This is a genomic window from Marmoricola sp. RAF53 (assembly GCF_052114005.1).
Classification (GTDB): domain Bacteria; phylum Actinomycetota; class Actinomycetes; order Propionibacteriales; family Nocardioidaceae; genus Marmoricola.
In genome coordinates this window covers 158,418-179,845 of record NZ_JBFRDX010000004.1, presented here as the reverse complement: position 1 = coordinate 179,845, position 21,428 = coordinate 158,418, and the positions used below count along the sequence as shown (strand labels likewise).

Annotated in this window: 17 protein-coding genes; 7 read left to right on the top strand and 10 right to left on the bottom strand. The window is 71.4% G+C overall.

Annotated elements, in window-relative coordinates; translation table 11 throughout:
• Window positions 1-189: 189 nt before the first annotated feature.
• From AB4Y76_RS05040 to AB4Y76_RS05015, 6 genes are all read right to left on the bottom strand, one after another.
• Window positions 190-966, bottom strand: a complete 777-nt coding sequence (locus tag AB4Y76_RS05040; RefSeq protein ID WP_441922765.1) for an ABC transporter ATP-binding protein — start codon at window positions 964-966, stop codon at window positions 190-192.
• The gene (locus AB4Y76_RS05035; RefSeq protein WP_441922763.1) at window positions 966-1,988 is read right to left on the bottom strand and encodes an ABC transporter permease; all 1,023 of its coding nucleotides are present in this window, start codon (window positions 1,986-1,988) and stop codon (window positions 966-968) included. Before AB4Y76_RS05035 ends, AB4Y76_RS05040 begins: the two co-directional genes overlap by 1 nt.
• On the bottom strand, window positions 1,985-3,994 hold the full coding sequence (locus AB4Y76_RS05030; protein ID WP_441922761.1) for a glycosyltransferase: 2,010 nt from the start codon (window positions 3,992-3,994) through the stop codon (window positions 1,985-1,987). The genes AB4Y76_RS05035 and AB4Y76_RS05030 overlap by 4 nt, the downstream gene beginning before the upstream one ends.
• The gene (glf, locus tag AB4Y76_RS05025; RefSeq protein ID WP_441922759.1) at window positions 3,987-5,165 is read right to left on the bottom strand and encodes a UDP-galactopyranose mutase; all 1,179 of its coding nucleotides are present in this window, start codon (window positions 5,163-5,165) and stop codon (window positions 3,987-3,989) included. Before glf ends, AB4Y76_RS05030 begins: the two co-directional genes overlap by 8 nt.
• 62 nt (window positions 5,166-5,227) lie before the next feature.
• On the bottom strand, window positions 5,228-7,036 hold the full coding sequence (locus AB4Y76_RS05020; protein WP_441922757.1) for a glycosyltransferase: 1,809 nt from the start codon (window positions 7,034-7,036) through the stop codon (window positions 5,228-5,230).
• Window positions 7,037-7,060: 24 nt separating this feature from the next.
• Window positions 7,061-8,500 carry an LCP family protein gene (locus AB4Y76_RS05015; RefSeq protein ID WP_441922755.1) on the bottom strand — a complete coding sequence of 480 codons (1,440 nt, stop codon included), beginning with the start codon at window positions 8,498-8,500 and terminating at the stop codon, window positions 7,061-7,063.
• A gap of 123 nt (window positions 8,501-8,623) precedes the next feature.
• Between AB4Y76_RS05015 and AB4Y76_RS05010 the strand changes: the two genes are divergently transcribed.
• The 3 genes from AB4Y76_RS05010 (at window position 8,624) to AB4Y76_RS05000 (ending at window position 11,108) form a co-directional block, all read left to right on the top strand.
• On the top strand, window positions 8,624-9,793 hold the full coding sequence (locus tag AB4Y76_RS05010) for an LCP family protein (RefSeq protein ID WP_441922754.1): 1,170 nt from the start codon (window positions 8,624-8,626) through the stop codon (window positions 9,791-9,793).
• Window positions 9,790-10,671 carry a crotonase/enoyl-CoA hydratase family protein gene (locus AB4Y76_RS05005; RefSeq protein WP_441922752.1) on the top strand — a complete coding sequence of 294 codons (882 nt, stop codon included), beginning with the start codon at window positions 9,790-9,792 and terminating at the stop codon, window positions 10,669-10,671. The genes AB4Y76_RS05010 and AB4Y76_RS05005 overlap by 4 nt, the downstream gene beginning before the upstream one ends.
• A 62-nt stretch (window positions 10,672-10,733) precedes the next feature.
• Complete coding sequence (locus AB4Y76_RS05000) at window positions 10,734-11,108, top strand: hypothetical protein (protein ID WP_441922750.1); 375 nt, start codon at window positions 10,734-10,736, stop codon at window positions 11,106-11,108.
• Here the strand turns inward: AB4Y76_RS05000 and AB4Y76_RS04995 are convergent.
• Window positions 11,105-11,542, bottom strand: coding sequence for a DUF5709 domain-containing protein (locus AB4Y76_RS04995; protein WP_441922748.1), 438 nt, complete (start codon window positions 11,540-11,542; stop codon window positions 11,105-11,107). The two genes, AB4Y76_RS05000 and AB4Y76_RS04995, sit on opposite strands and share 4 nt — an antisense overlap.
• Window positions 11,543-11,727: 185 nt before the next feature.
• On the opposite strand from AB4Y76_RS04995, the gene AB4Y76_RS04990 reads away from it, so the two are divergent.
• From AB4Y76_RS04990 to AB4Y76_RS04975, 4 genes are read left to right on the top strand one after another with little or no spacing between them, the layout of a single operon-like run.
• Window positions 11,728-12,342, top strand: a complete 615-nt coding sequence (locus AB4Y76_RS04990; RefSeq protein ID WP_441922746.1) for an RNA polymerase sigma factor — start codon at window positions 11,728-11,730, stop codon at window positions 12,340-12,342.
• Window positions 12,339-12,851 (top strand): hypothetical protein, encoded by a 513-nt coding sequence (locus AB4Y76_RS04985; RefSeq protein WP_441922744.1) that lies wholly within the window; start codon window positions 12,339-12,341, stop codon window positions 12,849-12,851. The genes AB4Y76_RS04990 and AB4Y76_RS04985 overlap by 4 nt, the downstream gene beginning before the upstream one ends.
• 9 nt (window positions 12,852-12,860) lie before the next feature.
• Entirely contained in the window at window positions 12,861-14,543 is a 1,683-nt protein-coding gene (locus AB4Y76_RS04980; protein ID WP_441922742.1) for a S8 family serine peptidase, read from the top strand.
• A 6-nt stretch (window positions 14,544-14,549) separates the two neighbouring features.
• Entirely contained in the window at window positions 14,550-16,988 is a 2,439-nt protein-coding gene (locus AB4Y76_RS04975) for a CHAT domain-containing protein (protein WP_441922740.1), read from the top strand.
• Between the two features lie 191 nt (window positions 16,989-17,179).
• Here the strand turns inward: AB4Y76_RS04975 and AB4Y76_RS04970 are convergent, their stop codons facing one another.
• The 3 genes from AB4Y76_RS04970 to AB4Y76_RS04960 are packed head-to-tail and all read right to left on the bottom strand — an operon-like array spanning window position 17,180 to window position 21,223.
• The gene (locus AB4Y76_RS04970) at window positions 17,180-17,683 is read right to left on the bottom strand and encodes a hypothetical protein (RefSeq protein WP_441922738.1); all 504 of its coding nucleotides are present in this window, start codon (window positions 17,681-17,683) and stop codon (window positions 17,180-17,182) included.
• A complete protein-coding gene (locus AB4Y76_RS04965; protein ID WP_441922736.1) occupies window positions 17,680-18,489 on the bottom strand; it encodes a hypothetical protein in 810 nt (269 codons plus the stop codon). The genes AB4Y76_RS04970 and AB4Y76_RS04965 overlap by 4 nt, the downstream gene beginning before the upstream one ends.
• Before the next feature lie 16 nt (window positions 18,490-18,505).
• On the bottom strand, window positions 18,506-21,223 hold the full coding sequence (locus AB4Y76_RS04960) for a cation-translocating P-type ATPase (protein WP_441922734.1): 2,718 nt from the start codon (window positions 21,221-21,223) through the stop codon (window positions 18,506-18,508).
• Window positions 21,224-21,428 lie beyond the last annotated feature (205 nt).

Genomic DNA, 21,428 nt, shown 5'->3' with positions numbered 1-21,428 from the left:
GTGAGGGGGAAGTGTTCACACGAGTCCCAAGATTCACATCAGTAACAGGCGTTAGCAATATATTCCTGCTAATTACAAACCTGTAATTCGTGAATTACAACGGTGTTATTTAATGCATTTCCCGGTGGATTTCTCCAGTGTGCCCCGGCGCGCCCCCGAGGCGTGGCAGGACACGAAAAACCGCCTGTCTCAGACGTCGGCGCCGAGCTCGGCGTCGTCCTGAGCCTCGTCGGTGTCGGTGTCGTCGTCGTACTGGAGGTAGCGGATGCCGTCCTCGACGTCGCCGTCGAAGTTGAGGTGGCCGGACTCGAGCACCAGGACGCGGTCGCACATCGAGCGCACCGAGGCGGTCGCGTGGCTGACGTAGAAGATCGTCGTGCCCTGGGCGCGGACCTCCTGCATCTTCGCCAGGCACTTGCGCTTGAACGGCCGGTCCCCCACCGCGAGCACCTCGTCGGCCAGGAAGATGTCGGCGTCCACGTGGATCGCGATCGCGAAGCCCAGGCGGGCGTACATGCCCGAGGAGTAGTGCGAGACCGGGGTGTCGAGGAACTTGCCGATGTCGGCGAAGTCGACGATCGAGTCGAACTTCCGCTTGATCTCGGCCTCGTTCATCCCCAGGATCGCGCCGTTGAGGTACAGGTTGTCCCGCCCCGACAGCTGCGGGTGGAAACCGGCGCCGGTGGCGATCAGGCCGGCGATCCGGCCTCGCGTGCGGATGGTGCCCTGGTCCGGGCGCATGATCCCGTTGATGAGCTTGAGCAGCGTGCTCTTGCCGCTGCCGTTGAGGCCCATGAGGCCGATCGACTCCCCCTGCTCGACGGTGAACGACACGTCGTTGACCGCCTTGAACTCCTCCTTCAGCGGGAGGCCGCGCACCGACGCCACCGCCATCTGCTTGAGGGTGCGGTGGTACTGCATGGTGAAGTCCTTGGACACGTGGTCCACGACGATGGATTCGGTCATCAGAGACGCTCCGGGAACTTTCCTTCGAGGCGGGCGAAGAACTTCTGCGCGAGGTACAGCAGGCCGAAGCAGAGCACCAGCATGATCAGGCCCCGCTCCCACAGGTCCGGCGGGAACTCGGTCTTGAGGACCTCGGCCTGGTTGTCCGTGGTCGGCGCCCAGAAGAACCGCTGCATCAGCAGCACCGCCTCGGCCAGCGGGTTGGCCATGTAGAGCTGGTAGGCCACCGGGTGGCTGTCCCGGAGCTCGTAGACCAGCGCGAACGGGTACATCATCGGGACCATGAAGTGCAGGAACTGCGTGACCGTGGCGACGATGTTCTGGAAGTCGCGGTAGTACACGTTGAGCGCGGCGAAGATCAGCGCCATCGACATCGCGAAGGTGACCAGGATCAGCGTGCCCAGGATGCCGGCGGCGATCGCGCCCGGCGTGAGCGCCCAGCCCGCCAGGATGCAGGCGATCACCAGGACCAGGATCTGCGGACCCGTGTGGTAGAACGCCACCACCATCGAGGCCACCGGGAAGATCTCCCGGGGCACCCGCATCTTCAGCACCATGTTGCGGTTCGTCCAGATCGAGCGGGTGCCGCCCGCCCAGGTCTCGCTGAAGTAGTGCACGAAGACGATGCCGCAGAACAGGTGGATCGCGAAGTACTGGATGTTCCCGTGCGCGTGGATGACCACGCCGAACACGAAGTAGTAGATCGTGAACCGCAGCGCCGGCTGGATGTAGGACCACATCAGGCCCAGCACCGAGGCGGCGTACAGCTGGGCGAGCTCGCGCCCGACGATCAGCCGCAGCAGGTAGCGCTGCTGGAGCACCTCGATGATGCCGCCGCGCGGGGACGGGCTGACCAGGTCGGCGTCGACGACGCGCTCGGCCTTCGGACCGTCGATCGGTGCGACCACCGGCATCGAGTCGGCCTTCTTCTCGGCCAGCGCGCGGGCGCGCTTGGCGGCGTTCTTGCGCCGGCCGCGCTCGTCGATCTCGACCTTCTTCTCAGCCTTGTTTGCTGCTCTCATCGCTTCTCTCCCAGGGACGCGGCGAACGTCGCCTCCCAGACTTCGGGCGAGGTGATCTCGCCCAGCGCGTCCCGGTACCGCTGCGACAGCTCCGGCCACTCCCGGTAGAGCCGCTCGTGCGTCTCGACCGTACGACGGAGCAGGTCGCGGAACTGCTGCGGCTCACGCTTGTAGAACGCGGCCGCGGTGCCGTCGGGCATGCTCACGATGGCCGAGTCCAGGTTCGCCAGGTGGTACCAGCGCGCGTCCATGGCCGGCAGGTTCGCCTCCGGGAACTCCCGCGACAGCCCGCGGGCGCCGCGGAACTGGCGGATCCCGCCGAGGACGGCCGTGACCAGCTGGGACGGCTTGCTCGGGATCTCCGAGGTGTCGGCGTTGCGCCGCGGCTTGGAGTGCCGCACCGGCGGGAACGCGTCCGGGTCACCGGAGAGCTGAGCGTCGGCGAAGCCCTTCTGGAACGCGCGGACCTCGCCCAGGCGGCTGCCGAGCTGGCCGTGCAGGCCGTGCGGCCCGGCGAGCGCGTCCTCGAGAGCCAGCAGCCGGAGCTCGACGGTCGAGTACTGCATCGCGATCAGGTGCTTGATCTGGTGGTTCAGGCTCTCCCGGATCAGCCGGCCGCCGTGCGGGAACGGCGAGTGCAGCAGCGCGGCCACGAACCGGTTCCGCTGGTGGAAGTAGGCCTGCCAGTCCAGCGCGTCGTTCTTGTCCGTCCACGGCACGTGCCACACCGCGGCACCCGGCAGCGACACCGTCGGTACGCCGGCCGCCTGGGCGCGCAGGCCGTACTCGGAGTCGTCCCACTTGATGAACAGCGGCAGGCTGAGCCCGATCCTGCGGACCACGTCGAGCGGGATCAGGCACATGAACCACGGGTTGAAGTCCACGTCGACCCGGCGGTGCAGCCAGCGCGAGCTGCGCAGGTTGCGGGCGCCGAAGTCCCACTGGTCCTCCGAGGACTTCGGGGACATCCACCAGAACCGGTGCCGGTTGATGATCTCGCCGTAGCTGTGCAGCTGGCTCTTGGCGAACATCGAGAACATGTGCCCGCCGACGATCGTCGGGCGCCGGGCCAGGTCGCCGAAGGTGACCGTGCGCAGGATGCTCTCCGGCTCGGCGACGATGTCGTCGTCGAGGAAGAGCACGTACTTCGAGGAGCCCTTCAGCGCCTCGAACTGCGCGCGCGCGAACCCGCCGGAGCCGCCGATGTTGCCCTGCTCGACGATCCGCAGCTTGTCGCCCAGCGACGCCTCGGCCTTCGCGAAGCCCGGGTCGTCCACGACCTTCTGGGTGCCCTGCTCCATGACCAGGACCTGGTCCAGGATCGCGTTCACGTCCGCGTCCTCGCCGATCTGGGCCACCAGCGCGGAGCAGAAGTCCGGGCGGTTCATCGTCGTGATGCCGATGGTGACGCGGCCGAGGTCGGCGCGGTCGGCCGGCACCTCGGCGCTCCAGGTCGCCTCCTCGACGACCGCGTCCTCGTCGCCGGCGATGACGTCGAACCAGTACCAGCCGCCGTCCACGAACGGGGTCAGCGTCAGGTCGAAGGAGGCCGAGCTCGGCCCGTCGGTCTCGCAGGTCCAGCCGTCGACCCGCTGCGAGCGGCCGTTGGCCATCGAGCGGTAGACGATCACGCTGGCGCCGCGACCGCGCAGGGTCAGGTCCAGGCGGACCTGGTCGACGATCGTCCAGCGCCGCCAGTAGCTGGCCGGGAAGCCGTTGAAGTAGGTGCCGAGCGAGATCCGGCTCGACGCCTCCACCCGCAGCCGGCGGCGGTCCAGGATCGCGTCCGGGTGCAGCGTCGTACCGGAGGAGATCGCCTGCCGCGCGGACGCCTTGTTCAGCTTCTGCGCACCCTTGTTGGAGCCGATCGCCTCCTTGTCGGCGTCCAGCATCGCGGCCTCGGTGTCCACGTAGAGCGGCACCACGTCCAGGTCGCGGTCCGCGGGCAGCACGAAGCGCTGCAGCACCCTGCGGACGGTGCCCTGCTCGATCGAAGCCTTACTCATCGACGCCTCCGGAGTTGAGCTCGGCGCCTTCGGAGAAGTGCGGCTTGAGCTTGTTCTCGTACATCGACAGCGCCGACCCGATGGCCATGTGCATGTCGAGGTACTTGTACGTGCCGAGGCGGCCTCCGAAGAGGACCATCGGCTCCTTCTTGGCCAGGTCGCGGTACTTGAGCAGCTTCTCGCGGTCCTCGGCGGTGTTGACCGGGTAGTACGGCTCGTCGCCCTCCTCGGCGAAGCGCGAGTACTCGTGGACGATCACGGACTTGCCCGGCAGGTGCGTCTTCTCCCGCTCCGGGTGGAAGTGCTTGAACTCGATGATCCGGGTGAACGGGACTTCCTGGTCGTTGTAGTTGATCACGCCGGTGCCCTGGAAGTCGTCGACGTCGACCACCGACTCCTCCAGGTCGACGGTGCGCCACGACAGCCGCCCCTCGGAGTTGCCGAAGTACTCGTCGACCGGTCCGGTGTAGACGATCGGGACCTCGCCCTTGTAGTCCTCAGACACGTCGAAGAAGTCGGTGTTCAGCCGGACCTCGATGTTCGGGTGGTCGGCCATCCGGGTCAGCCAGGCGGTGTAGCCGTCGGTGGGCAGGCCCTCGAAGGTGTCGCTGAACCAGCCGTTGCCGAAGGTGTACCGGACCGGGAGGCGGGTGATGATGTCCGCGCTCAGCTCCTTCGGGTCCGTCTGCCACTGCTTGGCGGTGTAGCCCTTGATGAACGCCTCGTAGAGCGGTCGGCCGATCAGGCTGATCGCCTTCTCCTCGAGGTTGGTCGCCGTCGACGTCTCGAACTCGCTGGCCTGCTCGGCGATCAGCGCTCGGGCCTCGTCCGGGGTGTGGCTACGACCGAAGAACTGGTTGATGAGCGCCAGGTTCATCGGCAGCGAGTAGACCTGGCCCTGGTACTTGCCGAAGACCTTGTGCCGGTAGTCGGTGAAGGTGGTGAACCGGTTTGCGTACTCCCACACCTTCTCGTTGGAGGTGTGGAAGAGGTGCGCGCCGTACTTGTGCACCTCGACGTTGGTCTCGGGGTCGCGCTCGCTGTACGCGTTGCCGCCGAGGTGGTGACGGCGATCCAGCACCAGCACCCGCAGGCCCAGCTCGTTCGCGCAGCGCTCAGCGATGGTCAGACCGAAGAATCCGGCTCCGACGACGACGAGATCGTGATCCACACACACTCCTCAAACGACTTGCGGGCAGGGCTCCGCCGAAGGCACTCCGAGCCCAGGTCAGTCTAGCGGCGGGCCGAACCGCTCCTGTTCGCCAACAGGCGGCGGTAGGCGACCTTTCTCACACCCTCCGGAACCAGCCGGTAACCGCCCCGGACGGCCACGTTGCGCAGGTACTCGGTCCGGCTCGTGATCCCCAGCCGGCGGAAGCGGCGCTGGAGCTTCAGCTCGCTGCGCAGCAGACCGGTGCCGCCGCGCCTGGCGTAGGCACCGTCCCCGACCCGGTAGTAGACCAGCGGGTCACCGATGTTGGCCGGCACCGCGCCGGCCTCGACCATCCGGGTGAAGAGCAGGTAGTCCTCGAGCAGCGCCATGTCGGTGTAGCCGCCGGCGGCGAGGACCGCGCCCCGGCGGTAGACCACGGTCGGGTGGTTGAACGGGTCCCGGAACCGGATCACCCGGCGGATCTCGTCCGGGTCCGTGGGCGGCGTACGGCGCCCCACCACGTCGTCCACGTCGGTCCCGAACTCCAGCAGGCCCGCGCCGACGATGTCCGCGCCGGCCTCGATCAGCGGGAGCTGGCGCGCGAACCGGTCCGGCACGGAGACGTCGTCGGCGTCCATCCGGGCGACCACCTCGTGGGCGGCCGCGGCGAGGCCGGCGTCCAGGGCCGGGCCGAGGCCGACGTTCGCCGGCAGCGGCAGGTGCACCACCGGGACCGGGCTGGTCGCGACCAGGTCCGCGATCTCCGCCGCGAGCGCGTCCGGGACCGGGCCGTCCTGGACCAGCACCACCTCGGCCGGCGGCCGGGTCTGGGCGGTCGTGGAGGAGACGAACGCGTCGCGGAGGTAGCCGGGGTCGTCGCCGCCGTAGGTGCTGATCAGCAGGCTGAACGGCACCGGGCCGGTCGGTGCCGGGGCGTCCGGACGGGCCGGTGCCAGCACCTCGGCGTTGGTGCGCGGGCGGCGCAACCCGGCGACCAGGCCCCGGCCGAGCGCCCGGCGCAGCGTCCCCCGGTCCGCGGAGGCGCGGAAGGTGCGGGCCCAGCGGCGGGCGGTCGAGCCGCCGTACAGGACCTTCTCCGCGGGAGCGAGTCCCTGGGACCGGGTGAAGACCCAGAGCTTGTTGCGGACCTCGAAGAAGAACCGCTCCCCCGGGTCGACGTCGGTGCTCCCGAAGACCTTGGTCTTGTGGACCACCACGCTCGCCGGGCAGTACAGGCCGACGCCGTCGCGGATCAGCCGGGTGGAGTACTCGAAGTCGTCGTTCCAGAGGAAGTAGTCGGCCACCGGGAGCCCGCGCTCCCGGATCCGGTCCGCGTCGCACATGATCGAGACGAAGGACGCCGACCGGACCGGCAGCGCGCCGACCGTCTCCGCGGCCGCCCGCTCCGCGGCGCGCGCGCCCGGCTTCGGCCGCGGGGTGTTCATCGGGTGGTCCCGGCCGTCGGTCCAGACGACCTTGGAGGCGAGCACCGCGGGTCGCCGGCCGTGCTCGTCACCCGGGTGCCCGGTCCAGGCCCGCACCAGCTCGGCGGCCGCGGTCGGGGTCGGCACCGTGTCGTCGTCGAGCAGCCAGACCAGGTCGGGGTGGTGCGCGAGCGCACGCTCCACGCCGACCGTGAACCCGCCTGCCCCGCCGGTGTTCTCGGACAGGCGGACGACGTCGAGCGCCGCGGCGAAGTCCGAGTTGAGCAGCTCAGCGGTGCCGTCGGTGGAGGCGTTGTCGACCACGACGACCGCCACCGGGAGATGGGTCTGGGCGCGCAGCGCGGCGACCGACTCCTGGAGCAGCTCGATCCGGTTCCAGGTCACGACCACCGCGACGACGCGCGCAGGCGCGGACCCGGAGGCGGAGTCCGGGGCAGCAGGCACGGGAGAACCCTAGTTCGGGCCCGGTCAGCAGGCCGCGCCGAGGTCGCTCGCCTGGTTGGCGGCGTACCCGCTGCGCAGGCTGCCGATGGCCCCGCCGGTGGTTCCCTGGTTGCGAGGCGCGGCCGAGACGGTGCCACCGGACTTGGCTGCCTTGGTGCTCTTCGCAGCCTTCTTCGGGTGGATCGCGTTCTGGACGGCCCTGCGGATCTTGGCGATGTCGGGGTGCCCGGTGTTGACCATCGGGGGGACGAAGGAGACGGTGCGGATCGGCTGGCTGCGGGCCTTCAGCGCGAGCGGGACGAACCGGTCGACCTCGGAGGCCGGGATGTTCGTCGAGATCAGCTCGGTGCTCGCGTCGGCGATCGCGCCGAACTTCATCACCACGGTCTTCGGGCTCAGCTGGTGCAGCATCGCGTTCATCACGCACTTCTGCCGCGCCATCCGGGAGTAGTCGTCGGCCGACTCGCGCGACCGGGCGAACCACAGCGTGTGGAAACCGTCGAGCTTGCGGGTGCCGGGCTTGATGTAGCCGGTGACCGGGCCGCCGACCCCACCGATCGGGATCCGGTCGCGGACCTTGAGGGTGACGCCGCCGACGGCGTCGACCATCTTCTGGAAGCCCTTGAGGTTCACCATCGCCCAGTAGTTGATCTTCAGGCCGGTGATGCCCTCGACCGCCTCGGTGGTGGCCTCGACGCCGGGGTTGTCGTAGCCCTTGAAGAGCGCCTTGTGGTCGTTGGCCCAGGTGGCGAGCGAGTTGAGCTCGCACTGGACGCCGCAGTTGTACCCGTCGGGGAACTGCTCGGCCATCACCGAGCCCTTCTTGAACGGGAAGTTCAGCATGTTGCGGGGAAGCCCGAAGAGGACCGTCTTCCCGGTGTCCGCGTCGATGCTGGCGACGGTGATGCTGTCCGGGCGCAGGCCCCAGCGGTCCGCGCCGGAGTCGCCGCCGAGCAGCAGCACGTTGTAGCGGCCGTCCTCGGCATCGCTGACCGTGGTGCTGGCGAACATCGTCGCCATGAAGTCCTTGTTCACGTTCACCACGTGCGCCGCGAAGAGCAGGGCGCCGGCGACCGAGAAGCAGAGCACGCCGTTGATGCCGACCATGGCCAGCCGCTGCTTCTGGTGCAGCGAGAGCGGCTCCCCCAGGCGCCAGGCGTCGACGAAGAGGTACGCCCAGCCGACGGCGAGCGCCATCAACACGAGCCGCAGCAGCCCGAGCGGGCCGTTCGTCACGAACCAGAAGGCGAAGGTGTGCGACACCAGGCTGAGCAGGACCAGCAGCAGCGCGGACGCGACGACGCCGAACCAGATCCGCATCGCGATCCGGCCGGTCCGCTTGCTCCCGGCGACGAGCTGGGCGGACCCGGGCAGCACCAGGGTCATCATCATCAGGGCCACGGCACGCCGGAAGCGGATGCGGCCGAGCTGGACACGCGGGTCCGGGGGAAGGGCGGACTGCATGGCGCTCAGTATCACCAGTCACACGCGTCACAGACGTCCGCCGCGCCGAAGCACGAGAGACGCATCACGCGGGCCCCGGGCGCGCTCAGGTTCCGCACGGGGTGCCCCTGTACCGTCTGGCGCATGCCGAACGACCCCGACGAGCCGGAATTCGACTGGCTCTACGGAGGCCGGCAGCCCGCCGACAAGAACCCCGGGCAGCCCTCCTCCTCGTCCGACGCCCCCGAAGAGACCCGCGTGCTGGGCAAGACCCCTGCCCCGCCGACGACCCCGCCGACGACCCGGCCGACGACCCCGCCGAAGGCGCCATCCACCGGCAGGGACGGGAAGAAGCGCCGCCGGTTCGGGACGGGCAGGATCCTGCTGCTCCTCCTCGTCTGCTGGCTCGCCTTCCTGGTCGCGGTCCCGCTGATCGCCTGGGGCAAGGTCGAGAAGGTCGACGCCACCCCGGCGGGTGCGCGACCCGCCGAGCAGCCCGGCACCACCTACCTGCTCGTCGGCTCCGACTCGCGCAAGGGCCTGACCGCCGCGCAGAAGCGCGCGATGGGCGCCGGCGGGGTCAGCGACACCAGCCAGCGCACCGACACGATCATGCTGCTGCACACCGGGGACGGCCCGCCGGTCCTGCTGTCGATCCCGCGCGACTCGATCGTCCCGATCCCGGGCCACGGCACCACCAAGATCAACGCCGCCTTCGCGTACGGCGGCCCGAAGCTCCTGGTCCGCACCATCGAGCAGAGCACCGGCGTCCGGGTCGACCACTTCGTCGAGATCGGGTTCGGCGGCTTCGTCAACGCCGTCGACGCGGTCGGCGGCGTCACCATCTGCCCGACCCGGCGGATGGTCGACCGGCGCGCCAACCTGAACATCAGGAAGGGCTGCCAGGAGGTCAACGGCCTGGTCGCGCTCGGCTACGCCCGCTCCCGGCACACCGACCCCGCCCTCGGCGACATCACCCGCGCTCAGCACCAGCGCGAGGTCGTCAGCGCCATCGGCGACGAGGTGAAGTCGCCGGCCACCGTGCTCAACCCGTTCCGCTACACCAAGGTGATCAACGGCGCCGTCTCCTCGCTGCGGGTCAGCGAGGACACCGGCATGCTCGACATGGCCCGGTTCGCGTGGGCGATGACGAAGGTCAACGGCAAGGACGGGCTGACCTGCTCGATGCCGATCCGCGATCTGGCCGTGCACTGGGACCGGCAGCGCGCCCTGGCACTCTTGGCGCACATCAAGACCGACAGCACCGCAGACATCCCGAAGCGACTCTGYCGACCGACAGGACTTGCCCCGTGAGTAGCCCCGTGACCGAGTTCGAGACCCTCACCGTCACCGTCGACGACGACGGCATCGCCACCCTGCTGCTGGACCGACCGGACGCGCTCAACTCGTTCACGGTCACGATGGCGCGCGAGCTGGAGCAGTTCTTCCGCGCCGCCGCGGCCGACGACACGATCCGGGCGATCGTCGTCACCGGTTCCGGCCGCGCCTTCTGCGCCGGCATGGACCTCTCCGCCGAGGGCAACGTCTTCGGGCTCGACGAGAGCGCCGCCCCGACGCCGGCCGACCTGCGCGACCGGCTCACCGAGGAGCCGTTCCAGTCCGGCGTGCGCGACACCGGCGGCAAGGTCACCCTCGCGATCCACGACTGCCCGAAGCCGGTGATCGCCGCGATCAACGGCCCGGCGGTCGGCATCGGCGCCACGATGACGCTCGCGATGGACCTGCGGCTGGCCTCGACCAGGGCCCGGATCGGCTTCGTCTTCGGCAGGCTCGGCATCGTCCCCGAGGCGGCGTCGACCTGGTTCCTGCCGCGGATCGTCGGCATCCAGCAGGCGCTGGAATGGGTCTACTCCGCGGAGATCCTGACCGCCGAGCAGGCGCTCGCCGGCCGGCTGCTCCGCTCGGTGCACGAGCCCGAGGACCTGCTCGAGGCGGCGTACGCGCTCGCCCGCTCGTTCGTCGTGGGCCGCTCCCCGATGGCCCTCGCGCTGGCGAAGAAGATGCTCTACGCCAACTCGGCCGCCGAGCACCCGATCGTCGCCCACCGCGCGGACAGCCTGGCGATGTGGCACTCCTCGATCGGCGACGGCAAGGAGGGCGTGGCCGCGTTCCTGGAGAAGCGCGAGCCGGTCTTCACGGCGAAGGCCAGCGAGGCTCCCGAGCTGTACTGAGCTCTCCTGGGTGTCGCCAAGGTCACGGCGACACCGGGCCCGAACGGGTTCATGATCGAGGGGTGACCGCCAGCCAGGGCGTGAACGCCCTCGACACCTTCGAGACCGACGCCCGCGGGCGCCGGCCGGAGGTCGGTGCGTGGTCGCTGGAGTACCTCGGCCCCGGCTTCCGGGTTCAGCTGCGGATCGCGAGCCACGGACGCGCCGTCGAGCTGTCCGGCTGGATGTCGCCGGCGCCCGAGCCCGGCGAGGTGGTCACCGTGCGGCTGCTCCCGCTGACCCACGGATCCCGCCGCCTGCACCGCGCGGCGACGCCCGGGACCGTGGTCTGCCCGTCGGGCCGGTTCGAGCTCTCCGGCGTCCCGGCCGGGGCCTGCCGGCTGACGTTCGTGCTGCCCTCCGGCGCCACCTCGACCACGCCGCCGTTCTGGGTCTAGAGGGGCTCGGTCTCCGGACCGGGCTCCTCCTCGTCGATCACGTGCACGGCGGCCTCCTCGGCGCTCGCGCCGGCTCCGTCGATGCCGACGTCGGTGGCCACGGCGTCCTTCTCGGTGTCCTCGGCCACCCCCTCGTCCGGCGCCACCAGCCGGCCCGCGCGCGGGTCGGGCGGACCGGGGTCGCGGTCGCTCTCGGCGTACGGGTCCGGTTCGGGCTCCTCCGCGGCGAGCCGCTCGTCGAGGCTCGGACCCGCTCGCATCTCCTCGCGGGTGGTCCCGTGGCGCAGGTGCGACGGCTCGCGCTCGGGCGGGGAGAAGCCCTCGTCGAGGACGTCCTCGAGCGACCTGTCGTCCAGGGTGTCCTCGGGCTGGAGCTGGTCCTCGTCGTCGACGCTCTGGGCGCCGTAGGTCTCGGGGTCGGGGGTCTGGCTCATCTCTCCTCCTGACGTCACAGCAGCCGGTACCCGCGTCGCCGGGATCCATCCGGCCGGCCGGCACGGTCTAGCGCACACGGCGGGCGTGAGTGCGGGCAGCGGCAAATGCTGGCCGCGAGCCTCCTGCACCACTAGATTTCCGGATCAGGACGTATCAGGGGGCGTCAGCACGTCTCCAGGGGGGTGTGACCACCGTTTCCGAGCTGCCGGGGACCCAGCAAGGCGCCGACGTCGAGTCGGGTGCCCGCTGGTCCGCGTCCGCGGCCGCTTTCGTCGCCTGGCGCGACGGTGACGAGGCGGCGCTCGAGGAGCTGGTCCGGGCGCTGAGCCCGGTGCTCTGGCAGGTGGTCCGCGCCACCGGCCTCGACCGGGCGCAGGCCGAGGACGTCGTGCAGTCGACCTGGCTGGCGCTGGTCAAGGGGGCCGACTCGATCAGCACCCCGCAGGCCGTCGCCGGCTGGTTGTGCACGACCGCGCGCCGGGAGGCCTGGCGGGTCAGCAAGAAGGACAAGCGCGAGACCGCCACCGAGGACGAGACCCTCGCCCCTGCCCTCCCGCACGCCGACAGTCCCGAGCACGCCGTCGTCCTCGCCGACGACCACGCGCTCCTGCTCGCCTGCCTCGAACGCCTCAACGACCGCTGCCGCCGGCTGCTCCGGATCGTCGCCGCCGGCGCCCGGCCGGACTACCAGGAGATCTCCCGCACCCTCGGTATGCCGGTCGGCAGCATCGGCCCGACCCGGGCCCGGTGCCTCGACAAGCTCCGCGACGAGCTCGTCCTGGCGGGAGGTGCCCGGTGACTCCCGACGACGACGCCCCGCGCGACCCGCTCTCCGACGAGGCCCTGCTGGAGGCGATCGGCATGTTGTACGACGCGATCGACCCGCCGCCCGAGGACCTCGCCGAGGGCGTGCTCGCCCGGATCGAGGTGGAGAGCCTCGACGCCGAGCTGCTCACCCTGGTCGAGTTCGACAAGGAGCTCGCCGGCGTCCGCTCGGTGACGATGCTGCGTGCCCCCGACGAGGTCGGCACCTGGTCGCTGGAGTACCTCGGCCCCGGCTTCCGGGTCCAGGTCCGGATCTCGCGCAGCCAGCGGCACGCCCGCCTGGACGGCTGGGTCGTGCCCGCCCAGCCGATGACCGTGCACCTCACCTCGATGGGCAAGCGCGGCAGCAGCGACGAGGCACAGGTCAGCGAATCCGGCAGGTTCGAGTTCCCGGTGACCCCCACCGGCGCCTGCCGCCTCACGTTCTTCTCGGGCCCCAGCGGCAGCACCCGCCCGCTGGTCACCCCTCCCTTCTGGATCTGAGGTACTCCCATGCCCGACGACAGCCTGAAGCCCGTCCGCCGGCTCACCCACGACCAGCTCAGCGCCATCCGCGCGCGCCTGGAGCAGCTCTGGGCAGCCCGGATGAAGGAGATCGCCCCGCGCTTCCTCGACCCGACCTCGGCCCTGCCGGTCGACGGGGTCACCCCGCAGCCGACCTGGTACTCCGGCAACCGGCTGCTGATCTCCCGCGAGGCGGCGCTCGCCGAGCCGGCCGTCCTGGAGCGGCTCGACGGCATCGCCGGCGCGCTCGGCTGGAAGGCCGACGTCACCGAGGCGCAGGTCCGCGACGTGGACGACGACGAGCGCGAGCTCGGGGTCGTGCGCATCCCGATCACCGCGGCGGCCGACGACGCCACCGAGGCGCCGGACGCGTTCGCGCTGCTGCAGCACGTCCGGCAGAGCATCGGCGTGGAGGCGTCGCGGGTCTTCAGCCTGGACCACCTGCTGGTGATCTCGGACGTCACCGGGAACCCGTTCTCCTCGGGCAACCCGTTCAGCTCGGGCAACCCGTTCTCCTCGGGCAACCCGTTCTCCTCGGGCAACCCGTTCAGCTCGGGCAACCCGTTCTCCTCGGGCAACCCGTTCAGCTCCGGCAACCCGTTCTCCTCGGGAAACCCGTTCAGCTCCGGCAACCCGGGGCCCGCCGTGTCGTCGTACGGGGTGCCGGGAGCCGGCGGTCGCCAGCCGATCGCGTACGTCGGTCCGGCGCCGGTCCGCTCCGAGCGGCTCGACGGCCGCCGACCGGTCGTGGCGATCCTCGACACCGGCTGCGCCTACCACCCGTGGCTGGACGGGGTCGTCCGCGAGGACGTCACCCTGGACGGCCAGCGGATCGGCGTCACCGACCCGCTCACCGACCCCGAGGAGCACCCGGACCAGGCCGGGCCGCTCGACGGCGGCATCGACACCTACTCCGGCCACGGCACCTTCATCGCCGGCCTCGTCCACCAGGCCTGCCCGGACGCGGACATCCTGTCCTGGCGGCTCACCCCGTCGGCCGGCCCGATCCTCGAGAGCGAGATGCTGGACGCGCTCAAGGCGATCGCCGTCCTGGCCAGCCGGCACCGGGAAGGAAGCGACGGCGGGTACCCGATCGACGTGCTCAGCCTGTCCTTCAGCTACTACCACGAGACCCCGGAGGACCTGGCCTTCGACCCGAAGGTCTACAAGCCGCTTCGCCGGCTCGGTCGTCACGGCGTCGCGGTGATCTGCTCGGCCGGCAACGACTCCACCGTGCGGCCGGCGTACCCGGCGGCGCTGGCGCCGTGGAAGAACGGCGGGGGGACCACCAAGCCCGAGACCGACGTCGTGCCGATCGTCTCGGTCGGGGCCCTCAACCCGAACGGCAGCGACGCGATGTTCAGCAACGCCGGCGACTGGGTCCGGGCGCACACCCCGGGCGCCGCGGTGATGAGCACCTCCCCGCCGTTCCAGGGCGGCTACCAGTCGATGGCGCAGACCACGCTCGACGGCCGGGTCCGGCAGTCCGTCGACCCGGACGACTTCAGCAGCGGGTTCGCGCTCTGGAGCGGGACCTCGTTCTCGGCACCGCTCTTCGCCGGCTGGCTGGCCGCCGAGATCGGTCCGGTCGACCCCGGCTCCGACGACAGCAAGTCCGCCGTCGACCGCGCCTGGGCGGCGATCCAGGCCGGCACCGACCTGAAGCCGTGAGGTCGCGTGGACGACGCTGAGTCCCTGCACCTGCGCGCGATCGAGGCCGCGAACAACAACGAGTTCGCCCGCTCGGTCGAGCTCACCGAGCAGGCCCGCGCCCTGACCGACGACCCGGACCTGCTCGACCGGCTCGACGTGACGGCGTCACGGGGCGTCGCCGAGACCGGCGACCCGGACAAGGCCATCGCTCTCTGCGAGCGCGTCCTGACCCGTGACGGCGTGGTGCCCCTGACGGCGGGGCTGGCGCACTCCCAGCTCGGGATGCTCTACATGATGCACGCCGACAGCACGGCGGCCTTCGAGCACTTCGCCCTCGGGATCGATGTCCTCGCCGACCACCCGCTGCACCTCGGCAGAGTCCTGATCAACCGCGGCCTGGTCCACCTCCAGCGCGGCGACCCGGCGTCGGCGGCCGCCGACTTCTCCGGCGCCGCGGAGAGCTTCGAACGGGCCGGCGAGCCCGTCGAACGGGCCAAGGCGGTCTTCAACCTCGGCTACACCCACCTGCTGCGCAACGACTTCGTCGCGGCGATGCGGGGCATGGACGAGGCGGCCGAGACCCTGGTCGAGCTGTCCCCGGTGAACCGGGCGATCGCCCAGCAGGACCGGGCCGAGGTGCTGGTCGCGTCCGGGCGGACCCGGGAGGCGATCGAGGCACTGGAGGCCGCGTCGGCGGCGTACGGAAGCCAGCGGCTGCGGCGGCTGCAGGCGGAGTGCGAGTACATCCTGGCCCGCACGCTGCTCGCGGAGGAGCCCGCCCGGGCCCGGACGGTCGCGCGCGCCGCTGCCCGCCGGTTCCGGGCGCACGGCAGCGACCCGTGGGCGCTGCGTGCCGACTCCATCGCCCTGGTCGCCGAGATCGAGAGCGGGGCGTCCGCGAAGGCGCTCATCCCGGTCTGCGACGACGTGGTCGCCGGGCTCCGCAAGGCCGGGCACACCCTGGACGCCGACCGGCTCGCCCTGCACGCCGCCCGGCTCGTCGTACGACGTGGCGACTTCGCCGACGCCGCGGCCCGGGTCAACCGGGTCCGGACCACCCAGGACTCGCCGATCACCACCCAGCTGCTCACCCGGGAGGTCCGGGCCGAGCTCGCCGAGGCGCAGGGACAGTCCGCCCGGATGCGGTCCCACGCCCGTCGCGGGCTGGCCGAGCTGCACACCTGGCAGGCGACGTTCGGCAGCCTCGACCTGCAGTCCTCCACCGTCGGGCACGGCCAGCACCTGGCCCGGCTCGGCCTGCGCGCAGCGATGGCTGACGGGTCGCCCGAGGTCGTCTTCGAGTGGTCCGAGCGGGCCCGGGCGCTGGCGTCGCGGGTCACTTCGCTGCGTCCTCCGCCGGACCCCGCCCTGGCGGCCGACCTGACCGAGCTCCGGGTCGCGGACCCGCAGGACCGGGCCCGCGTCCGCGAGCTCAAGGAGCGGATCCGGTCGCACACCTGGTTCGCCGCCGAGGGCACCGTCGGCGAGCCGATCGGCCTGGCCACCCTGCAGCAGCGGCTGGCGACCGACGACGCCGCGCTGGTCGCGCACGTCGTCCTCGACGAGGAGGTGACCGCGCTCGCCGTGACCGCGCGCGATGCGGCCGTCGTCCCGATCGGGCCGCTCGCCCCCATCCGCGCGCTGCTCGACCGGGTCTCGGCCGACCTCGACTTCGCCGCGCAGAACCGCACCGGCGACATCGCCGCCGCCGTCCGCGGCTCGCTGCGCACCGACCTGAGCGCCCTCGCCGAGCACCTGGTCCGGCCGCTGCTCGGCACGGTCGGCTACCGGCGGCTCGTGCTGACCCCGTCCGCCGCCCTCGCCGGGACGCCGTGGAACTGCCTGCCCGGCCTGATCGGCCGGCCGCTGACCATCCCGGCCTCGGCGACCCGGTGGATCGAGCAGACCGCCACCCCGGTGCGGCCGCCGGCGATCGCCGGGTTCGTCGCCGGACCCCGGCTGCAGCGCGCCGAGGAGGAAGTACGCCGCGCAGCGACCGCCTGGCCCACCGCCCAGGTCCTGACCGGAGCCGACGCCGACGCCGCCAGGGCGGGCTGGCTCGCCTCCCGGGTCGACCTGTTCCACGTCGCCGGGCACGGCCTGCACCCGGGCGACCACCCGCTGTTCGCGGCGGTCGAGCTCGCCGACGGACCCTGGTTCGGCCACGACGTCGACCTGCTCCCGCGCACCCCGGACGTGGTGCTGCTCTCCGCCTGCGACCTGGGCCGGGTCTCCGTGCTGCACGGCGAGGAGTCCGTCGGGATGAGCGCGGCCTGGCTGCACGCCGGCGCCCGGACCGTGATCTCGTCCCCCGCGCTGCTCGCCGACGACGTCGCCTGCGAGGTCTTCGCCGCCTGGCACCTCCTCGTCGCCGCCGGGACGCCGCCGGCGGACGCGCTCGCCCAGGTGTGCGCGGAGACCGAGGACGTGGTGCCGTTGCTCAGCTTCGGCGCCGGCTGGTAGCCGAGCAGAAAATTCTTCGGACCGGACGTATCAGCACGCGCCGGACCGTCTCTGGACAGGTGCAGGGCGGCAGTGCCGGGCACCGATGGGGGTCGGTGCGGGGGTCGGACTTCAACACCGCTGCCCGTGACGGGGAGAGGCGGGCCGGATCGCAGCGCTGCGTGCCGGCCCGTCTCGCGTCCCCGCGAGCCTCAGTGCAGGGCGACCTTGAGCCCCGCGGCGAGCAGGCCGATCCCGGCGCCGATCAGGGCGCTCGCGATCCGGCCCCGGGTGTCCAGCCCGCCGCGCACCCCGGCGAGGTAGCTGTAGAGCGTCAGCATCCCGATCGAGAAGACCAGCGCGGCCCAGACGGCGTGGTCGAAGGTGACCCCGAGCCAGTCCAGGACGACCAGCAGCACGACCGGTGGGATCGCGCTGAACGGGATCGCGGTGGTCGCGACCAGCGCGTGCCGGAACGCCTGCATCGGGTGGTGCCGCTTGGTCAGCGCGTCGCCGAGCGTCGCGGCGTGCAGGTGGGCGATCCAGTAGACGAGCAGGGTGCCGACGATCGCGAGGCAGAGCTGCCAGGTGCTGGTGAACTTCCCGGCGCCGGCGTACGCGATGACGGCGGCGACCAGCACCGTGCCGGTGATCGCCCCCTCCCCCCACGCGGTCACCCGGACGACCTGGCGCAGGCTGTCGGCGGAATTGCTCACGGGCTCTCGCTCCCGGCCGTGAGGGCGACCAGCGCGGTCCGGGTCTTGGTGTCCTGCTCGGCGTTCAGGTCGACTCCGTTCGTCGCGAGGAAGTGCTTGGTCTCCGCCGCGACCTGGAACGCCGCCGACGGCTTGCACTTCGTGGAGAGCTCGAAGATACGGGACCCGTCCGGGAGGAACCAGAGCTCCGCCACGAGGCGGAGGTCGAGTCCGGTGGGCAGGAACTTCCGCTTCAGGACGTGGATCGGACCGTGCACCGCGAGGTCGTCGCGGGCCAGCAGCTCCGGGATCCGGTCGGCGAGCAGCGCCCGCTGCCCGGCGCTGAGGATCTCGGTCACCGGCAACCGGCCGGAGAGCAGCTCCCGCAACCGGCGGTCCGGGACCTCGGCCTGCAGGGTCGCGCCGCAGGAGAGGCCGCGCGGCGAGACGTCGAGCTCGAGGCCGAACCCGTCGTCGGCGCGGAGCTCCTCGGTCACCGACTCCGGGGCGACCGGGCGGAGCTTGACGACGACGTCGGCCGCGCGGTGCTGGGTACGTCGGGCGCGGATCACCACCCCGGCCGCGAGCACCGCCAGGTCCGGCGTGTCGATGAACGCGACCTGCCGGATCTCCGCATCGAGCGGGTCGACCCCGAGGGCCGCGAGCACCGGGCGCCGGTCCGAGTCGGGGACAGTCACCTTGAGCTCGACGGCGTCCACGTCCGGGAGCAGCGCCAGCAGCCGGGTGATCTGGTCGTCGTCGAGACCGGGGAGGCGCGGAGCCGGAACGCGGTGGGCCTTCGTCTCCCGGGCGACCGGCTTCGCCATCGGCCCACTTCCTCCCCTAGACCGCCACGGCGGCGGTACGACGCCGTAGTACCCATTTGATCAGCTCCTCGACCACCAGCAGGCTGAGCGCGATGCCGATGCACGTGCACCACTGCCCGGAGGTGAGCGCGGTGGTGTCGAAGATCCGGTTCAGGAAGTCCAGCCCGACGATCGCCACCAGGGCCAGTGCCGCGACGCCGTACCGGCGCAGCTGGACCGCCCCCGGGAGCGCGTCCCGGTCGAACACCGTGCCGTGCTGGTCCCGGGACAGCAGCGCGGCGACGAGGTGGAAGACCGAGAGCGTGGTCAGCAGCATCGTGCCCGCGACCAGGGCGCCGTCCTGGTGGTCGCCGATCTGGTACGCCGCCAGCGACCCGATCGTCATCACCGCTCCCTGGACGCAGAGCCGCACCCAGTCGGCCGTCGAGAGCACCGGCGCCCCGACCGGGCGCGGTGGCCGGGTCATCACGCTGTGCGTGGGCTTGTCGAAGCCGAGCGCGATCGCCAGCGGGATGTCGATGACCATGTTGAGCCAGAGGATCTGCAGCGGGTTGAGCGGCTCGCCGTCGGCGATGCCGATGATCCCGGCGCCGAGGAAGACGGCGATGTAGGCGACCAGCGTGGACATCTGGAAGCGGAGGTACTTCAGCAGGTTGTCGTAGAGGATCCGGCCGTAGGACACGGCGCCGACGATGGTGGCGAAGTTGTCGTCGGTCAGGATCATCACGGCGGCCTCCTGGGAGACCTCGGTGCCGGTGATACCCATCGCGACGCCGATGTCGGCGGACTTCAGCGCCGGGGCGTCGTTGACGCCGTCACCGGTCATCGCGACCACGTTGCCGGTCTCCTGCAGGACGCGGACCAGCCGGACCTTGTCCTCCGGCGCTACCCGGGCGACCACGCCGATGTCGTCGATCTCGGCGCGGAGCTGCTCGTCGCTCATCGCGCTGAACTGGGCACCGGTGATCGCCCGGCCCTGGATGCCGAGCTCGTGCGCGATCGCCGCCGCGGTGGTCGCGTGGTCGCCGGTGATCATCCGGACGCGGATGCCGGCGTCGACGCACTCGGCGATCGCGGCCTTCGCCTCGGGCCGGGGCGGGTCGACGATGCCGACCATCGCCAGCAGGGTCAGGTCGGTGACCAGCTCGAACGGGTTGGCCGTCGCCTCCAGGGCGGCCGGGTCGACGTCGCGCTGGGCGACCACCATCACCCGCTGCCCGGCGTCGGCGATCCGGTCGTTCGCCTCGAGCGCGAGGTGCCGGTTCTCGTCGGTGATCGGGACGAGCGTGCCGTCGGGGGCGCGGAACGTGGTCGCCCGGGCGATCAGCACGTCCGGCGCGCCCTTGACGTAGCAGCGCGCCACCGGCCGGCCGTCGGCGGCGGTCATCGTGTGGAAGGTCGCCATGAACTTGTAGTCGGAGTCGAACGGCACCTCGGCGATCCGCGGGTGCGCGGCCCGGGTGCCGTCGACGTCGAGGCCGCCCTTGGCGCCGAGGACGATCAGGGCACCTTCGGTGGGGTCGCCGATCAGGTTCTCCCCGTCGAGCACGGCGTCGGCGCAGAGCACCATCGGCAGCAGGTAGGGGTCGAGGTCCATCCGCTCGCCGCCGACGTGGCTGATCCGGCCCTCGGTGCCGTACCCCTCGCCGGAGACGGTGAACCGGTTCTGGCCCGGCACCACCAGCTCCCGCGCGGTCATCTTGTTCAGCGTCAGCGTCCCGGTCTTGTCCGAGCAGATCGCCGAGGTGGAGCCGAGTGTCTCGACCGCGGGCAACCGTTTGACGATCGCGTTGCGGCTGGCGATCTCGCGGGTCCCCATCGAGAGCAGCGCGGTGACCACGGCGGGCAGGCCGGTCGGGATGGCGGCCACGGCGAGCGCGACACCGGTGACGAACAGGGTGTCGAACGACTCCCCGCGAGCCAGGCCGAGCAGCACCACCAGGACCAGGGCCACGGCCGCGATGGTGGCGATGATCCTCGACAACGCGTCGAGCTGCTTCTGCAGCGGCGTCCTGGTGGTCTCGGTGCTGGCCAGCATGTCGGCGATGTGGCCGATCTCGGTCGCCATCCCCGTCGAGGTCACCACCAGCTCGCCGCGGCCCCGGGTGACCGAGGTGTTCATGTACGCCATGCAGGTCCGGTCGCCGAGCGGGATCTCGTCACCGGGGACGGGCGCGACGGACTTCGCCACCGGCAGGCTCTCCCCGGTCAGCGCGGCCTCCTCGATCTCCAGCGTCGCGGCCAGCAGGACCCGGCCGTCGGCGGGGATCCGGTTGCCGGCCTCGACCAGCACCACGTCCCCGGGGACCAGGTCACCGGCATCGACCTCGAGGGCCTGGCCGTCGCGGCGTACCCGGGCGACGGTGCGCATCATCTGCGCCAGCGCCTTGACGCTCTCCTCGGCCTTGGCCTCCTGGCGCAGCCCGATGACGGCGTTGAAGACGGTCAGCCCGGCCAGCACCACCGTCGTCCCGGTCTCCCCGGTGACGATCTGGTTGACCACCGCGGCCGCCAGCAGGATCACCTGCATGAAGTCCTCGTACTGCCGCAGGAACGCCCGCACCGGCGACTCGACGGCGGTCTCGGCGAGGCGGTTCGGCCCGTGCGCGGCGAGCCGGGCGCGGGCCTCGTCGGCGGACAGCCCGCGCTGCGGATCCACCCCCAGCGAGCGGGCCACCTCGTCGGCCTCGTGGGTCACCGGGTCCACCGCGGTGGTCACGTCCGTCGTCGCCATCGACTTCGCTCCTGTCCCGGCGGGTGCACTGCAGCCCGGCCGAGCTCGATCCTCACGAACGGCCGGGTGGTCACGCCTCACCCCCGCCGGGGTGGCGGTCCGGGCGCCAGAACCCGAACCCCACCCGGGCCCGGGTGGTCAGGAACCACCCGTGCGCGTGCGAAGTTCGGGCCGCAGGACCTCGGCGCCGTCCGTGCCGGGCGAC